The organism is Psychrobacter immobilis (assembly GCF_904846225.1).
Lineage (GTDB): Bacteria > Pseudomonadota > Gammaproteobacteria > Pseudomonadales > Moraxellaceae > Psychrobacter > Psychrobacter immobilis_F.
In genome coordinates this window covers 179,271-196,861 of record NZ_CAJGZJ010000005.1, presented here as the reverse complement: position 1 = coordinate 196,861, position 17,591 = coordinate 179,271, and the positions used below count along the sequence as shown (strand labels likewise).

At 44.4% G+C, this 17,591-nt stretch carries 12 protein-coding genes; 5 read left to right on the top strand and 7 right to left on the bottom strand.

Going from position 1 to position 17,591, the window contains the following annotated elements; all coding sequences use genetic code 11:
* Positions 1-6 precede the first annotated feature (6 nt).
* The 5 genes from JMX48_RS05955 (at position 7) to JMX48_RS05935 (ending at position 6,190) form a co-directional block, all read left to right on the top strand.
* Positions 7-831, top strand: coding sequence for an alpha/beta fold hydrolase (locus tag JMX48_RS05955; RefSeq protein WP_201535492.1), 825 nt, complete (start codon positions 7-9; stop codon positions 829-831).
* 35 nt (positions 832-866) lie between these two features.
* Entirely contained in the window at positions 867-1,778 is a 912-nt protein-coding gene (locus JMX48_RS05950) for a flavin reductase family protein (protein ID WP_201535489.1), read from the top strand.
* Between the two features lie 42 nt (positions 1,779-1,820).
* Complete coding sequence (locus tag JMX48_RS05945; protein ID WP_201535486.1) at positions 1,821-2,858, top strand: LLM class flavin-dependent oxidoreductase; 1,038 nt, start codon at positions 1,821-1,823, stop codon at positions 2,856-2,858.
* Between the two features lie 67 nt (positions 2,859-2,925).
* Positions 2,926-4,413, top strand: a complete 1,488-nt coding sequence (locus JMX48_RS05940) for an aldehyde dehydrogenase (protein ID WP_201535483.1) — start codon at positions 2,926-2,928, stop codon at positions 4,411-4,413.
* 43 nt (positions 4,414-4,456) lie between these two features.
* The gene (locus tag JMX48_RS05935) at positions 4,457-6,190 is read left to right on the top strand and encodes a BCCT family transporter (protein ID WP_201535480.1); all 1,734 of its coding nucleotides are present in this window, start codon (positions 4,457-4,459) and stop codon (positions 6,188-6,190) included.
* Between the two features lie 185 nt (positions 6,191-6,375).
* On the opposite strand, the gene JMX48_RS05930 is transcribed toward JMX48_RS05935, so the two are convergent.
* From JMX48_RS05930 to JMX48_RS05900, 7 genes are all read right to left on the bottom strand, one after another.
* Complete coding sequence (locus JMX48_RS05930) at positions 6,376-8,742, bottom strand: TonB-dependent receptor (RefSeq protein ID WP_201535477.1); 2,367 nt, start codon at positions 8,740-8,742, stop codon at positions 6,376-6,378.
* A 245-nt stretch (positions 8,743-8,987) separates the two neighbouring features.
* A complete protein-coding gene (locus tag JMX48_RS05925; RefSeq protein WP_201535474.1) occupies positions 8,988-9,632 on the bottom strand; it encodes an RraA family protein in 645 nt (214 codons plus the stop codon).
* A gap of 83 nt (positions 9,633-9,715) precedes the next feature.
* Complete coding sequence (locus tag JMX48_RS05920) at positions 9,716-11,884, bottom strand: IucA/IucC family protein (protein ID WP_201535471.1); 2,169 nt, start codon at positions 11,882-11,884, stop codon at positions 9,716-9,718.
* Positions 11,885-11,907: 23 nt separating this feature from the next.
* Positions 11,908-13,809, bottom strand: coding sequence for an IucA/IucC family protein (locus JMX48_RS05915; protein ID WP_201535468.1), 1,902 nt, complete (start codon positions 13,807-13,809; stop codon positions 11,908-11,910).
* Positions 13,810-13,964: 155 nt separating this feature from the next.
* Positions 13,965-15,380, bottom strand: a complete 1,416-nt coding sequence (locus tag JMX48_RS05910) for an MFS transporter (RefSeq protein ID WP_201535465.1) — start codon at positions 15,378-15,380, stop codon at positions 13,965-13,967.
* A 97-nt stretch (positions 15,381-15,477) separates the two neighbouring features.
* Entirely contained in the window at positions 15,478-16,080 is a 603-nt protein-coding gene (locus JMX48_RS05905; RefSeq protein WP_201535462.1) for a GNAT family N-acetyltransferase, read from the bottom strand.
* 75 nt (positions 16,081-16,155) lie between these two features.
* Positions 16,156-17,553, bottom strand: coding sequence for a lysine N(6)-hydroxylase/L-ornithine N(5)-oxygenase family protein (locus tag JMX48_RS05900; RefSeq protein ID WP_201535459.1), 1,398 nt, complete (start codon positions 17,551-17,553; stop codon positions 16,156-16,158).
* Positions 17,554-17,591 lie beyond the last annotated feature (38 nt).

Sequence of the window (17,591 nt, the reverse complement as noted above, 5' to 3'; positions counted from 1 at the left end):
TTACAGATGAAATGGTCACGCAAAATTTCTAACGGAATTGCTTATTACGATAGCGGTACTGAGAATGAAAAAGCCACGCCTGTCGTTTTTGTACATGGCGTGGGCTTGCGAGCAGAAAGCTGGTATCAGCAGATATCGGTATTTAATGACCGCTATCCATGTTACGTGATTGATATGCCAGGACATGGGGAGAGTGATTTATTGCCTAATCCCACGCTTACGTTAGAAGACTTTGCGGCGGCTCTCAAAACTTTTATTGAAAATGTGATTGGTGAGCCTGCCATTATCGTTGGTCATTCTTTAGGAGCGATGACTGCTTTGCAAACAGCAGTCAGTTATCCAGAAGTGGTGCGCGGCGTTGCAGCATTTAATGCGATCTATGATCGTCCTGACAATGCGGCTCAAGATGTACAAACCCGTGCCGAATCGCTCCTAAATGATCTTGATCAAAATGTGACTGATAAACCAATCGCTAGATGGTTCGATGGTGATCCGCAATATCATGATGAAGCTGAACTGTGCCGATCATGGCTGAGTAATGGTAACCGTTTAGGATACGCGCAAGCTTATCAAATGTTTGCTCACTTACGCGGCATTGCAGCAGAAGATTTGCAAACCATCATCGCCCCTACGTTATTGCTAACGGGCGAAATGGATGTCAATTCTAGTCCTAAAATGTCGTTGGCTATGGCAAGTATATTGCCCCATGCCAATGCCGTTATCGTGCCCGACGCCCGTCATATGACACAAATGACACATGCCAGCGCTGTGAATGCTGCATTGGCAAGATTTTTTGCCCAGTGCGACTCGCTCGCTACGACCAATACCTAATTTAAAAACATGCTCAATTTGAAAAAGAGGTTCTCATGAAGCAACTTGATCCTAAAATCCTACGCAACGCCTTCGGCAGTTATATGACTGGAGTGACCGTGATAACCGCCATGAGTAATGATGGCACGCCTGTTGGCTTTACCGCTAATTCATTTACGTCGGTATCACTTGATCCGCCATTATTATTGGTTTGCCCAGCAAAATCATTATCAAGTTTTGATGTATTTGCTAATTGTGAGAACTTTGTTGTCAATATTTTAAGCGAAGACCAACAGGCCATCTCAAACATATTTGCAGGTTCTAAAGAAGACCGTTTCAATCAAATTGAATGGCATAAAGACGAACAAGGCAATCCGATTATCGACGGCGCATTGACGCATTTTTCTTGCAAAACAGATCGCAACCTCGATGCAGGTGACCACAACCTTTTAGTCGGCGAAGTGCTGAGTTTTTCGAACCGTGAAGGCCACGGTTTAGGGTACGCATCTGGTGGTTATTTTAGCTTGGCACTAGAGCGCAAGGCTGCAGATATTAGCACGCAACAAAAACACGTTTGTGTGGGCGTTATTATCGAGCATAACGGCAAAGTAATCATTAGCGAAAGCGAAGGTAAAGCGGTATTACCTAATACAACGACCGATGACAATACGAACGCGGTCAGCACGATTAAGCAGTTTTTGATAGAGAATGATATAGATGCGCAACTGGGCGCTGTGTTTTCAATCTATGAGAATACAAAAACCAATACCAATTATATTTTTTACCGAGCCATTGCAAACTCGCCAGAGACCAAAGGACTGGGAGAATATGTCGCCATTGATGACATCGCAGAACAGGATTTTGCCACCTCAGCTATGACGAAGATGATGACTCGCTATACAACTGAAAGCGAAAACGGTCTTTATGGCGTCTATGTCGGGCAAGAAGAGCAAGGTTACGTTCACTAATTTTCAAACTTATATAACAACGCATAGCAAAGGAATTGCCTTATGAAATTCTCATTATTTTTACACATGGAACGCCTCGACGAGTCACAAACGTATCAACAATTACATGCTGATTTCATCGAACTGGCAAAAATGGCTGACGAAGGCGGCATGCACGCCATTTGGACAGGCGAGCATCATGGTATGGATTTTACCATCGCCCCTAACCCATTTTTAAATCTAATAGATTTATCCCATCACACCAAAAACGTGCGTTTGGGCACAGGTACCGTGATTGCACCGTTCTGGCATCCGATTAAACTGGCTGGTGAAGCCGCAATGACGGACATTATCACGGGCGGCAGATTGGATTTGGGGATTGCCCGCGGCGCTTATAACTTTGAATATGAGCGTTTGATGCCCGGTATGGATGCCATGGAAGCTGGTGGCCGTATGCGCGAGCTCGTCCCCGCCGTACAGCAACTATGGAAAGGTGACTATGCTCACGATGGCAAATATACTCAATTTCCATCTACCACTTCAGCCCCAAAACCTTTACAAAAGGGCGGCGTACCGATGTGGATTGCAGCGCGCGACCCTCATAGCCACAATTTTGCAGTAGAAAACGGCTGCAATGTGCAAGTTACGCCACTATGGCAAGGCATGACAGAAATTCAAAACCTAATGACCGCATTTAAAAATGCCAAAGCTGAACATGGCGAAGGCAAAAACCCAAAAATCATGCTATTGCAACACGCTTATGTTGGTAGTGATGCCGATGACGTGGCTATCGCTGCAAAATGTATCAGCCGTTTTTATTGCTATTTTGGCGCATGGTTCAAAAACGAACGTCCGATTAGCCAAGGCCTGCTTGAGCCATTGAGCGAAGAAGAAATGGCAAAAATCGACATGTATGCCCCTGAAAAAATGTTAGAAAACATGCCAATAGGCACGCCTGAGCAAGTCATTGAAAAACTCAAAGTGTATGAAGATTTGGGTTATGACGAATTTGCGTTCTGGATCGACTCTAGCATGACATATGAGCAAAAACGTGCCTCGTTACGCCGTTTTATCGATGATGTCATGCCAGCGTTTGCATAAACCTTTTGAGCCTCATACGCTAATGCGATCTCAATGGATAATCTAACAAAAAATTTGGAGAATCATCATGACCAAACCTCATTACCAGCTCTATATCAACGGTGAGTGGTGCGAAGGCAGCAACAATCAACGCCTAGACAGCTATAATCCTGCAACGGGCGAAGCATGGGCGACTTTTGCCTGTGCTAGCCCTGAAGATGTTGAGCGCGCTGTGAGCGGCGCAAAAGCGGCACTTAACAATCCTGAGTGGGCAAACATGACGGCGACTCAGCGCGGCAAGTTACTGTACCGTTTGGCTGAATTGATAGAAGAAAATGCTGAAAAACTGGGCAAAATCGAAACGACAGACAGTGGCAAATTGGCTCACGAAACCGTGGCGCAAACTCGCTATGTCAGCGACTATTATCGTTATTACGCAGGCCTTGCTGATAAAATAGAAGGCGCAACGCTACCGATTGACAAGCCTGATATGCACGTCTTCACCACTCGTGAACCAATCGGTGTGGTCGCTGCGGTCGTCCCATGGAATGCTCAGATGTTCTTGACGTCAACGAAGCTTGGGCCTGCGCTCGCCGCTGGTTGTACTATTATCTTGAAAGCGTCTGAAGTCGCACCTTGTCCGATGTTTGCTTTCGCTGAACTCATCGAACAAGCAGGGTTTCCAAAAGGGGTTGTCTCTGTCATTACCGGCGATGCCGAAAACTGCGCCATTCCGCTGACCAGTCATCCTGATATCGATAAGATTGCCTTTACGGGTGGGCCTGAAGCGGCGCGTCACGTGGTCAGAAACTCTGCCAATAGCTTTGCGGTCACCAGTTTAGAGTTGGGCGGCAAATCACCCATCATCGTCTTTGAAGATGCAGATTTAGAAAGTGCAGCCAATGGCTTGATTGCGGGTAATTTTGGTGCGTCTGGACAGTCTTGCGTTGCAGGATCTCGCGGTTTTGTTCATCGTTCTATCTTGCCTGAAATCATCAAGCGGGTGGCAGAAAAAGCCAAAGGTATTGTGATTGGCAATCCACTTAACCCTGACACTCACGTTGGCCCTTTATGTACCAAAGCGCAGGTTGAGCGTATTAAAGACACGCTAGCAAAATCTGTCGCCCAAGGCGCGACCATTCGTTTTGGTGGTCATGCTCCTACAGATGCGGCTTTATCTGACGGCAACTACTTTTGTCCAACGCTCGTAGAATGCCCAAATACTGACATCGAAACGCAGACTATTGAGATGTTCGGCCCTGTCATGTCATTGGTGGCGTTTGATACCGAAGACGAAGCTATTGCGATGGCAAACGATAGTGTTTATGGCTTGGGTTCAGGGGTCTTTACCCAAAATCTGGCTCGCGCCCATCGCGTTTCTAAGCAAATTAAGTCAGGCGTTTGTTGGATCAATACCTACCGTGCCATCTCTCCTACCGCGCCGTTTGGTGGCTATAATCAATCCGGTTATGGACGAGAAGCGGGTAGCGAATCTGTACTGCAATATACTCGCACAAAAACGACATGGATTAATATCTCGGCGGAGCCGATGGCTAATCCTTTTATCATGAGATAACCAACTAGTGTAGTCAGCTACATCAAGTTTTAAGGAAAAAACTATGGCTATCCGTCCTCCCCTAAAAGAGTTAAATATAAAAACGCACGACAAAGGTTTTTATAAAGGTTTTAATCGTTTTGTCACCGTGACATCGAAAATTTTAGTAATCTTATTTGTGATTTGGATTTTAAGCGATATCGAGCGTTCTGGTGCCATGCTCGATGCCATGAAGAACTGGTCTTATACCACCCTGAATGGCTATTACACCTACTCCGTTGCTTTTTATATCTTGGTCTGTTTGACGGTTATTTTATGGCCGTCATTTGGTCGTATTAAACTTGGCTCTGATCCAAATGGCAAACCTGAATTTTCAAATTTTTCATGGTTTTCGATGATTTTTGGGGCAGGAATTGGCATTGGTGTCTTAACCTATAGTGCCGCCGAACCACTTTGGCATTTGGCAAACAACCCCGATATCATTATGTCAAAAGAAATAATTTTGTCATCAATGAACAGCAGTGGTATAGCGCTGCCAGCAGGCGCTGATGTATTTTCCTTCTATCAGAACCAAGTTGCAGCCAATACCTTGACAGCCATTGATGGTGTCGTCCTACCCAAGAGCCAAGAAGCGTTGGACGCGGCGTTCCGCTATTCGTTTTTCCACTGGGGTATCAGTGCGTGGGCAACGTATTCTTTGGTTGGTATCTGCTTGGCCTTTTTTGCTTATTCTCGTGGTTTACCACTCACCATGCGTTCGGCGCTCACTCCTTTATTTGGCAAGCATTTAGAGGGGCCGTTGGGAAATATCATTGATATCTCTGCGGTCATTGCGACTATATTTGGTATTGCTCAAACGATTGGTATTGGCTTGAGCTCTTTTGCTTCAGGCTTGTATAGCATTACAGGTATCAGCTGGTTAGTGACTGATGCGGTGAATCCTGAGCCAACCACAGGAGCCCTATTACTCTCACTGTTTGTGGTTATGTGTCTGTCTGTAACGTCTGCATTATCTGGTGTTGGACGCGGGGTAAAATGGCTAAGTAACATTAATATGGTACTGTCCTTTTTACTCTTAGCCTTTTTCTTGATTTTTGGGGCAACGATGTTTGCCTTAGAGATGCTTGGTAAAGGTATTTTGAGCTATGTTGTACACCTGCCAGCCATGGTTTTTACCGTCTGGGATCCCAATACCGAGCTGGGCAGCTGGCAAACCAGTTGGTCGATTTTTTATTGGGCATGGTGGATTGCCTTTGCGCCGTTTGTTGGAATGTTCTTAGCGCGTATTTCCAAAAATCGTACCATTCGTGAATTTGGCTTGATTGGTATTGTCGCTCCCAGCCTTACTTTATTTATCTGGTTCTCTTTTATTGGAGGCTCTGGCATCGATTTAGAGTTGAGCGGTATCGCTGCTGGCAAGATATTTGACTCAGGATTAACGTCTCAGCTGTTTGAAATTATTGGCTTTATGCTAGATCCTGTCATGGCAAAAATGTTATCGGCAATGGTAGTGGTATTACTATTAACGTATTTGGTGACTTCTGCTGATTCTGCACTCTTGGTCGTTAATATGCTGAATGCTGCGGGTGAAGTGCAAGTCGAAAATGGCTCAAAACATATCATCGTGTGGGGAATTGCCTTAACGTCGGTCATTGCGGCATTATTACTCGCTGGCGGATTAAATGCGATTACCTCAGCCATGCTCGTGGCAGCCATACCATTCTCATTTATCATTATCTTGATGGCGATCAGTTTATTAAAAGCGTTGATTCTAGATATGGTACGGACGAAGGAATGATGACGGTAATTGCGTCACTCGTTTGAGCTGTGTTTTGAGGCGTCATATTATTTAAGATAAGAAAAATAATATGACCTTTAATACAAAAAAACACCCCCGATACTCTAAGATTGAAATCCAGTCATGGTCTCAGTCTTAGAGTATCGGGGGTTATTAGTTTATGAGGTCAGGCGTTACTCTATCTCTTAATAATCAACGGTATAACTTAGGCCATACGTAGTACCTGTCGCAGGTAGACGGTTCAAGTCGCCAAACGTGGTTTGATGATAGACGGTTTGATAATCTTTATTGAGCACATTATAAACCCCATAACCGACACGGCCGACAGGCATTTTTACTTGACCCAATACATCTAAAGTCATATAACCGGTGACTGGTTGCGCACTAGCATCAGGATCGCTTTGCTGATCTTTGAACGCTCTATCATCGCCACCAATCGCCAATGCTTGCAGACGTATGTTACTGCCTTCATCAAAGTTATATTGCGCAAACGCCGTGCCTTTAAGCGGGGTCAAACGTACCGCATCCAGCTCAAGCCAATCGCCGTCTTTCTTATATTGACCACGAGTGTAAGCCAAACTACCGCCGACTTGCCAGCTATCACTGATATCTTGGGTCAGTGATCCCTCTACGCCATAAACTCGCTCGTCAGTATCCACCACTTCTACCGTATAGTCATTGGTAAAACGTACCGTTTTGTCTGAAGTGTTATAAAAAGTACTCACTCTGGCTGAAGTATCGCCGCGCTTACCTTCCCAACCCAGATCGTAGTTATTAATCGCAATGGGCTGCACATTGTCCGAATTGACCACAAAACCTGCTCGTACATCACGCAGCGCACGCTGTATGTCAGCGGTGGTAAAACCTTGTGAGAAATTGGCAAATATTTGATCATTTGGTGTCAGCTGATAACTGCTACCGAGATTAAACAATGTTTTGTCGTGATCGGTTTTGCCTTTTTTTACTTCACCTGCTTGATAGTCAATACCGAACGCATTACTGACACCACTGATACGAGGGTCATTAAAATACTCCTCTAACAGCTGCTCATAAATAGGAATAAAGCCATCAGTTTTTGATTTGAGCTTTTGATAGCGTACGCCAGCGCTGGCATGCCATTTATCTGTCATATCTATATCGGCATTGATAAATGCACCAAGTTTATCAATCGTCGTGTCTGGCCCGCCATTATAAGTCGTACCATTAGCCTTTGAGATCAGACCATTACTGGCGATGAACTGGTCTAAGTCTTGGCCATAGTAGGTCTGCTCACTGTTTTCACGCTCAAAGTCAGCACCATAGCTCAATAGTGTCTGTTTGCCGCCAAACTCGGTGTCCGTTTGCATCGCTGCACGTAGACCCATTATGTCAATATCTGCTTCTGATTGCATCACAAAATTAGCTGCCGCTAACACCTTATCCAATGTGCCTTTATCGGTCAGACCATTTGCTCGCCATATTTCTTCAGCTTGTTTCGTAGCAGTTTTGGCAGAAGGATAAAAACGTCCTTTTTCATCACTATAGTAACCGGTAATGCTTAGATTAGAGCCAGCAACATCGTCGTTGTTATAATTGAGATTCACCGATTTTTTGGTGGTGAAAGGTTGTTTTTCGATACGAGCACCATCGATCGCTTTTAAAGAGGCAGGCGCCTTAGTAGGATCTAATAATACTTGTAAGTTTTTGCCATAATCTGGGCCGTAATCGGTATCTTGCTCATCATTATAATAAGTCATGGCAAGATTTAGGCTTTGGCTGTCATCGATGTCCATGCCTAAATTGGCGTTAACACTTAACGATTCAGTATCTTGCTGATCGGTTTGATTGACGTCTGGACCGATACGATCACCACGGCTATCGAACTTGCCGCCTCTATTCTCATAATCCACGTCTAAACGGCCGTAGACGCGCTCGCCACCATAACCCAAGCTCTGTCCCACATGATAACCCAATGAGTCTGATTCAAACTCACGACTGCTATCCATACCTACTCGAGTTTGACCTGTAAAACCCGCGCCTGCTGCTGACTTAGTCACTAGGTTAATAAGACCACCTGCTGCACCAGACCCATAAATACTGGTCGCACCAGAAAGTACTTCTACCCGCTCAAGCTGCTCTGGATCAATGCTATTTAGCTCACGCGATAAGCTGCGTGATCCTGATAAAGGCACACCGTTGAGTAAATACTGTACAGGGCGACCACGCATCGTCGTACCATAATTACTGGTAGAGCCACTACTGGCACCTAGACTCGGAATGAGCTGTGCCAAAATATCGCCTACCGTACGGCTGCCTGTGGCCTGAGCTTGAATATCTTTTTCACCAATCACTTGTGTGACTGCTGGCATCTCGCTAATCTTTTGTGCCAGTGCCGTACCTGTCTTGGCACGCGCAGTGACGGTAATGGTATCCAAAGTCACGCTTGGCGCATCACTAGTAGCCGAATTTTCAACGGTATCTGTCGTTGACGCGTCGATATCAGTTTGTGCATATAACTGCTGGCTAATACATAATGTAAGAAGGGATAGAGCAAGTTGATGGTGGCTTTTCATTATCATTTCGCTTATTAGCTGAATAAATTGATAGGAATTTAAGTTATGTTTAGCTTGTCCTGCAGATTGTACTAAGTTTGTGAACGGTATTGTAAATGATAATTATTAACATTTCCATAATTAATTACAAATCTGTAGGCCTACTATTTAGACCATACAGCCGCGGCGCATCTATCAATTTATTCTGTGGTGACACATATACTTAACAAGTGATTGAATCATTTGGTTTATTTTAAATTTTAGCCCTAATTATTCTTAAATAACAAATCCAGCTGATTGTTTTTATAAGCGTCAAAAAATAGTTGGAATTTCATCTCATCTTGTTGATGTTTGCTTTTGCACTCCGGTAGTAATTGCTGTGCCAAATCGAGTGGCAATACGAACACGCCATCATTATCCATGATAGCAATGTCACCTGAGCGGATAAGTGTACTTTGCGCCTCAAAGCGATAATCAATATCAGACGCCAATACGCCTTGTATCTGACCACTTTTATAAGTAGTAACCGCGCTCACGCCTTGGCCAAATATAGGAAAACCCAATTGTTGAATCTGTAGCGAATCGGTCACTTGCCCAAGGACAATAACGCCGGCAAGTTTTTCATAAATAGCCGCGCAGGTACGTAAGGCTCCCCAACAAGCTTTGATTCCTAAGACTTGTGCATCAATACACAAGACGTCGTTAGGCTGCGCTTGAATCAACGCTTGATTGATGACGTCTGTATTATCGGATTTCAAACTGACTGTTATGATTTTTCCAACGATGGTATGCGCACACGGATATAGTGCTTTAATGTCTGGCAAATACCCTAACTCGGTCAAATGACCAATCGTGGAGGTGGACATTTCTTTATAACTTTCTATCAGCGTATGACTATCGATTTTGTCCATTTTTTCTTGTCTCAATATTATTTCGTGTCAAGTTTTAAAACATAGCTAAAGTCGGTACGTACTGAATTGACGCTCAGCTTCGCTTAGCTGTTTTTTAACTTGAAAAAAGGATTGGTGGTTATACTCTCCCCTGCAGGCATACTGCCATGGGGATCGTCGCCGCGCTCGATGACTGGCAACAGCAGTGTTTTATGCGGATAGTGTGGATTGGTCAGTAGCTGCTCGCGGATGAACTGAGATTGATCGGCATCAAAATCAATCTCTACCAATGCATGCTCTATACTGTTCATTGCCGCACGCCATAACACCGGTTCACTAAGATTATAATGCTCCGATAGCGCTTCGATGATGGCGCGAATATTGACCAATATTCCTAGCGACTGTAAATAAAACATCAGCGCTTGCGGCGTCTCTCGGTACAGCCGGTTTTTAAAATTGGGCGGGCTCAAATATTCAGGATCTGCTATCTGATGACGCGCCAGCCATGGCAAATGAATACGTAACGAATCATGGTCACGGAGCAACAGACTGGTAAAATGATGGTTTTTTATGACCATTACGATGTTCTGTCCATGCATCTCTGGCGCAAGTCCCAAACGCAAGCAGCGCAGCATCGTACCCAAAAACACCTCACACAGGTTTTTGAAACATTCGATAGCAGCACCCTGTATTTGCTCTGTTTCCATGGGTGCTGCTTGATTGACTGATTGCTTTGCTTGAATGATTTCATCAAAGAGGTGATGACTGACACCGTTTTTATGTACCAACATTCCTAGACTTGCCATGGGTAGCATGCGCACTTGCTCATCACACAAATCAGCTGGCAAACTCCTGAGCATCGCGCCTAAATGTGTGGGTTTTTCTTGATAAAAATAGGGATTGGTTGCGCTTTTATCTTGCAAATGCGTTGGTGACATATAGCCCCACCAAAGGCGCTCATCCCATAGCCGTAATGTTGCTGACAAGACATTATCGATCTGTCTTGCCTGCATCAAAATTGCTTGGTTTTTTTCGCCATTGATCAGCTTAAGTGCTGGCAAGTAACGTTTAGAATTTAAGGCATATACGCCCATTGGTAGCTTGATGCTGTGCGGCGTATCAGTATTCAATAACATACTGCGCATCGAGGCACTGGCATAAGTGATTGGCGCATTAAATGTTAATTTGACTAGCGTGCCATTGGCAAAATCATTCGCATAGCTATTGTCAACACAGCTATTGTCAACACAGCTATTGTCAACACAGCTATTATCAACACGGCTATTATCAATATGGCCATTATCAATATAGTTGTCGTCAATGACGTGAGTCATCTGCCAAGGATGAACAGGTATCGCCACATGAGTGTCTATCAGCTTGTGGCCTTGCATCTCCTCTGCCAATCGCTGCTGCTGCACCTTATCTAATAAATAAACTGCTGGGTTTTGTCGGTTAATGTCCTTTACGTGATCCGCCGCCATGATGTGACTTTTTGCAACCGCTACCCAAGCCAAGTTAATAGGCTGATTAAACTCTGCCATGTAACGTTGGTACTCTATTGCCGTAAAGCCAAGCTTACCCTTCGCTAGCGGATGAAAAGGACGATCCATCAATGATGCCCATTGCTCGCCAGCAATCAGGGTCTGATACCAGTGCGGTTGATTATAAACAGTCATGGTGATATCACTATTGGCAGAGTGCTCTTTAGCAACCAAAGCCGCTTGCAAGCTCTCTTTTAGTTTGGCGATACCTGTGTCGCTAAGTAAAGAGCGATCCATTGCAGACAGTAAAATATCTAGCAGCGTCTCTACTGTCTCTAGCCGTTGTAACGAACCACTACCGGCGCTATGAATGTTGGAGCCATGGTCGCTTTGTAGACGATGTAAGATGGGCAAACAAAATTTATGCAATCGCCATGGCGCGGCATAGCCTGACTCTACCAATAATAGTAACCGACTGTCCTTGCTCGTTTGGATCACCAATAGCGGATTGGGTTGAGCCAAAAACGCTTGATAAACGCTTGGTAGTGAGGCCAAATGCTGCTGCAACGGTTGACTTGCCAGATAGTCAGTCGTCGTTGTCACTTCAATGAGAGGCTCTTCTATCCACTGCTCAATCAAGGCGCACTCGACTAGATAAGTTATCAATGAGCTTTGTATCGATACCATGTCGGGCTGATTATTTGAATAATGGTTTTGCACTGGAAATAAAGTGGGCGTCTTATGTGTATTTAGCACGGCATTTGTACTCAACATCGCATTTGTATTTGACATCGCATTTTCACTTAACATGGTGTCTATACTCGGCTTTTGGCTAATGGGTTATTGATATATTTGATCGGAAATACCTGATCGCCGAACAGTCTGCGCTTAGCCAAAGACTCAATACGCGTTTGCTTGGCAAATACATCGAACAACTCAAACCTTGCCGCATGCTCCGGATGATGAGCCTGATACTCTGTCACACAATCAGCAACCTGTTGCCAAAACTCAGCCTCGGGGTAGTGATAATGGGTTTGCATAAAAATAGCAATGTCCGCAAACGCCACAAAAAATAAGCAAGCGACCGTCATATCCCGAATACCATCGGTATCGTCGGTTTCGATAAAAGAGCCACGATTCAACGCTGCATGGGCCGCAGGTAGGCTATGGAAATTGGGAATCAAATCTTGGCGGGTCAGATGCTTGGGAGAATAACGAACACCATCATGCAAGTCTTTTAATAATACTTTGATAGGAAAGCCTGCTTCGTGTACCAAAACGATATTTTGCGCATGACACTCCAAAGCAATACCGTGACCAAACAACAGGTGCAATATCGGGGCGACAGTGACTCTGATCAGTTGGGCAGTCCAACCCTCTACACTGTACTTATCAATCCAAGGGTCAATGAGTCTAGAGCCATCTGTATTGATATAACTGACACCATTTAACGGAAAGGCTTTTTGATTGATCGATAAATACTGGCTCACGTTTTCACGCCAAATAGCCCCAAGTCCGCCATAAATATCCGAATGCTGATAGCCACGTTGTTGTAACACCTCATGATCCAAACTGACGCCCACTGTCTCGCCCAAAAAGGCAATTTGCAACGCGTGCGCTACCGCATCTTCTGCCACTAACTGATTGAGCCACTTCGTCACAATCGCGGCGTTCATCACCGTATGCTTGGCTAAGATACGAGTGCTGGAGGTATTCATCAGATGCATACTGAGTTTTAGATAAGCCTTGTCGTCTTGTAACATAGACAAAGAGCGAATCGATTGCTGCGAACGATATTGGTTGCCTGCACTACCTAAATAAACCACTTCTTGCGTGTCAATAAGTGGCTGCAAGGCAAAGATTAACGTATTTTGCCACTGCCAAGGATGCGCTGGGATGAATGCATAAGTATTGACCGTTTCGCTTTCATTTATCTGATATCCATTCTGCTCGCTCGTCGTCACAAGTACGTGTTTCAGCTTATCCGTTAATTTGGCAAACTTATCCGCATCCACATAGTTTTCAATCCAATCGTTAAGCGTCATGTCGAGATTGCTATCAAAATCTGTATTACTGACCAGCAGATCTTTTTTTACCGCCAACCAGACCACTTCGATATTTTGATCAAACTCCGGCCCATAGTCATAATTGTCTTGTAAATCAAAGCCAATACGCGACTTAAAACACGGATGATATGGATGCCCCGCCATCAAATAACCTTCGAGTTGCTCGTAGGTGAGCATGTCAATGGGCGTTGGTGCATTTGGTGAGAGTTGTTGAGATTGAATTTCATTGATTAAAGTATGGCGCAGCTCTTTGATAAAGCTATCCTTTAATGTGGCATCTTCTATTTTTAACAAAATATCGCTAATGACATTCTCAAGCTTGGCATCGTACATATTGCCATCAACGCTACGCTGTACGTTAAGGCTATTAAAACGGATAATATCAAAGCTATAATGAATATGACCTTGAGCACAGTAACTGATAGTATCAGTAGCTTTTATCGTAAAATCCAAGAGCGCTTTATCACTGCTTGATTCTGCACTCGCATACTCAAAATCAATAATGTTTTCGTACAGTAATGCTTGTAATAGTTGTTTGATGACCCGCTGCTCTGCACGCTGCATGGCTCGATGGTCAATCGGCGCTTGCCAAGGCGCAGTTACATCAATCGTTCGACTACTTGTTGCATCATTTTCTCGATTATTTTGCATGTAACAATGTCCTTTCTAAAAACTAAAAAATAAGTGTTTGGGTTAAATCAGTACTATTGAATTCATATAAAAGCGAATGAGAATTAATTACGTTTACCAGCTAAAATAATGCCTTGAGCTGATTGGTATGACAGCGTGCATAGACTATAAATAACTCAGGTGGCTTTTGGTAATTGCCGCGCCGAAAAAACCGTCAAAAACAAAATCACAGCCAGCATGACAAAAATTTCTTGGATAGCAGCACCAATGCTTTGCGTACTACCAGCGCTTAATAATTGCGCCCCGCGCCCTGCCACGTAGACCGTAACCAACGTGATAAAAATGCTAGAAACAATTCGGCGACTGATGTTATTGAGCGCCGCGCCTTCAGTGACCAGCTCTTTCGCCAAGCTGCTAAAACCGACCGTGGTCGTAGGCAGATATGCCAGCCCCACTCCCACACCTTGTACACTCATCACAACGATCAGCAACCAAAGCGTTGGCTGATACAAACACCACGCCAGCATCAGCATAGACGACGCGCTGACGATAATGCCCAAAATCCCGATGCCTCTAGCACCATACCTATCGACGCGCTTGCCTGCAAAATGGGTCGTGATACTAGACATAAGCGTCGCAGTCATCAAAATAACGCCTGTCCATAATGCACTCTCGCCCATGACTTCTTGGATTAAGATTGGCAATAACAACAGACACACCATCAGACCCAGTGTCTGCGTCACACTGATAATCGTACTGTGCAAATACACCTGATTATTAAACAAGCGCACGTTCAATAGCGGATGACTCTGACGGCGCTCATATATCCACCAACCCAAAAAGGATAGTAAAAACACGACAGCCAATAAACCTGTCTCAATCACACTAGCAAAGCTGGCCTGAAAATCTGTCTTAAGCGTACTGAGCCATGTCATCAAAGCTAGCAGCCAAACGAGCAAGCTGACAAAACCAATGACATCAAAAGAGCTGTCTGTTTTGGGCGCGCGCATGTCAGGCAAGAACAACCACACCATAACCAAGACCAACGCACTTAGCGGTATAGTGGCTGCAAATAATGTCCACCACGCAAATTGCTCCACCAAATAAGCCCCTATCAGTGGGCCAAACGCTAGTGACATCATAATAACAATGCCCCATAGCGCCATCACTCTACCGTGTCTATGCGGCGGATAAATCTGGTAGAGCATGCCAATAGACAGCGGGATAGTTAGACCACCACTAATGCCCTGTATAGCACGAGCGACGATTACTATCGTCATGGAGGGCGCAGACATACCAAGCACCGAACCCACCATAAACCCTATGATCGCGGTCAAATAGACCAGCTTAAAGGCAAACCTTTTATGCAAATAACCGCTGAGCATAAGCCCGACGCTCATAGACAGCACATACGCATTCAATACCCAGCCGCCCATCACAATATCGACGTCGAATACCGACATGAATACCGGAATAGCAGGATTGAGAGCGCTATTGCTAAAGCTGACGACCGTACCACCAAGCAACAATGTCAATAACACCTGACGCACTTGCTTTTGGGTCAGTCTGTGACTGCTATCAAGTGAAGGCATTATTTAAACCATTGGCAAATCATGCCTTGCCAGCATCGTCGTACCGCCAAAACCTCTAGGAAGTAGTTGGCCTTGTGACCATAAAAAATTCTATTCATTAAATAGCGGCACCATAAAAGTTGAGATAGCCTCTCGATTCAAAAAACTCATCACGATTGCAAAAATAAAGCGATGCTTTTTTTTCAGGCATATCGATGAGCCGTTGTATATGATAGGCAAAACTATCAGCCACCCATTTATAAACCTCAACCTTGCTATCAGGCTCGACCACTATTTTTTTGGCATCGGTATGCTCAAATATAAATTTACTGATCATCATCCCTGTCGGTTTCAGATAGCCTTTGCCAACGACGGCAGGATCACCCAACAAAATATGCCAACCCATGTCATTTTCTTTGGCTTTATAATAGTGAGACAGGCGATCACGAGCCGTTTCATAAATCTCCGTGTAACCAATAGGAACGTCTTCGCAAAGTATAATATAGAGACGCTGATGGTCATCGGCCAGCATTTTTTCAAAGTGTACTCGAAGCTGTGGCATAGGCAAATGCAGTTGCCATTGCTCGACGACATGTTCCGCGTGCATCCATTTATAAAGCAACGGCATGTCCTCGGGATACTTGACCGATCTTAATGCAAATGTCTTTTGATACGCCTCTACGCTAAAAGTATCTGGCAGATTTTTTGTGGTCGTTGGCATTGATAGTTCCTTATTTTATATTGTGTGTTAATTCCAACATGTATTACTTTCAATATGTCTTACTTCCAATAAACGTTAAGATGACGCGCCAAAGCTTTGAAATACTGCTAAAGCATCGGTGTCATAAACTGCCGTGCCCATTAATTGATTGATAATCTGCCCTGCTCGATAAGCACCCAATCCTAAATCGGGTGTACCAACGCCATGAGTATGAATTTCTTGATTTTGTACAAACACTTTGCCGCCCTTATCATCATGACTTTGATAAACCAAGGCATAATGTCGATCAATCTTTGGTTGTCCAAATTCATCATGTTCGATTGCGTGCAGCAGTGTGTTTAAGCAAGCAGGCAACGCATGACGATAGCCCGTACCCGCGATGACACAGTCGTAATCTGCCGTAAACGTTTGATTCTGTTCACGCTGCTCAAACGTCACTTTTAATGTATTATCAGCATCATCAAGCGTCGCCGCAACCACGCCGCAGTTGGACAATAGCGTCGTGTACAATGCTTGATTGCTGATACTGCGCTCATAAAGCTTATGATAGATATCGCGGATAATCTCAACCCCCATGCCTTTGTAAAGCAGGTCCTGCTTGGGCGCGACTTTTGCTTTGGTGGCGACGTCCAATTGATAAAAATAATCGGTATAGGCAGGGCTAAAATGCTCCAAACCTAACGGCGAATATTCCATCGGGAAGAAGCCAGCTGAGCGGGTTATCCAATCCAACTGAAACATTGGCTCATTATCAGCATCAAATTGCTGATCGAACAACTCGCGATATACCTCAGCCGATGATTGCCCAGACCCCAATACCACTATTTTGGTCAGACTATCGTCTGCTTTACCGCCTTCTATCTCATGGTTCCTTGTTTTGTTATTTCTTGATTTAATAGCCTCAAAATCGAAATGATTAGCAAAATGCGCGGTGTGCATACAGCGCTCAGGTGCTTGATCGGCAATCATTTTCAGCGTAGCTGGCAGCGTCGGTTGCGTGCCTGTCCCTATGACTAGGTTTTTGGCATAGTACGTTTTTTGCTCGCCTTGCTCTTTGACCGTGACGATAAACCCATTGTGTGTGTCAGCATTTGAGCCATCACTATTTTCGTTAAAAGCCACGTTGATCACTTGGGCATCAAAAGCTAAGCTATCAAGCTGACCTGCAACCCATTGACAGTAATGATTGTACTCTTTGCGATAAATCTTAAAGTCCTCTAAAAAATAAAACTTAAGCAATCGATGCTGTGTATGCAGATAGTTTAAAAATGAATAGGGACTGGTCGGGTCTATCAATGTCACCAAATCCGCCATAAAGGGCACTTGCAGCGTGGTGTGCGGTAAAATCATGCCTTTGTGCCAATTGAAATCCGCCTTTTGCTCAAAGAATTTGGCCTTGACATCTGTTTTGCCCAATAATGCAGCCAGACTAAGATTAAATGGTCCCAAACCAATACCGAGAAGATCTAACACATTGATTCCTTACTTATCACTTAGATATATATCGATGA

Coding starts and splice junctions, on each gene's coding strand:
- JMX48_RS05955 (WP_201535492.1), top strand. CDS start 7: ATGAAATGGTCACGCAAAATTTCTAACGGAATTGCTTATTACGATAGC.
- JMX48_RS05940 (WP_201535483.1), top strand. CDS start 2,926: ATGACCAAACCTCATTACCAGCTCTATATCAACGGTGAGTGGTGCGAA.
- JMX48_RS05905 (WP_201535462.1), bottom strand. CDS start 16,080: ATGCCAACGACCACAAAAAATCTGCCAGATACTTTTAGCGTAGAGGCG.
- JMX48_RS05945 (WP_201535486.1), top strand. CDS start 1,821: ATGAAATTCTCATTATTTTTACACATGGAACGCCTCGACGAGTCACAA.
- JMX48_RS05925 (WP_201535474.1), bottom strand. CDS start 9,632: ATGGACAAAATCGATAGTCATACGCTGATAGAAAGTTATAAAGAAATG.
- JMX48_RS05910 (WP_201535465.1), bottom strand. CDS start 15,380: ATGCCTTCACTTGATAGCAGTCACAGACTGACCCAAAAGCAAGTGCGT.
- JMX48_RS05935 (WP_201535480.1), top strand. CDS start 4,457: ATGGCTATCCGTCCTCCCCTAAAAGAGTTAAATATAAAAACGCACGAC.
- JMX48_RS05950 (WP_201535489.1), top strand. CDS start 867: ATGAAGCAACTTGATCCTAAAATCCTACGCAACGCCTTCGGCAGTTAT.
- JMX48_RS05930 (WP_201535477.1), bottom strand. CDS start 8,742: ATGAAAAGCCACCATCAACTTGCTCTATCCCTTCTTACATTATGTATT.
- JMX48_RS05915 (WP_201535468.1), bottom strand. CDS start 13,809: ATGCAAAATAATCGAGAAAATGATGCAACAAGTAGTCGAACGATTGAT.
- JMX48_RS05920 (WP_201535471.1), bottom strand. CDS start 11,884: ATGTCAAATACAAATGCGATGTTGAGTACAAATGCCGTGCTAAATACA.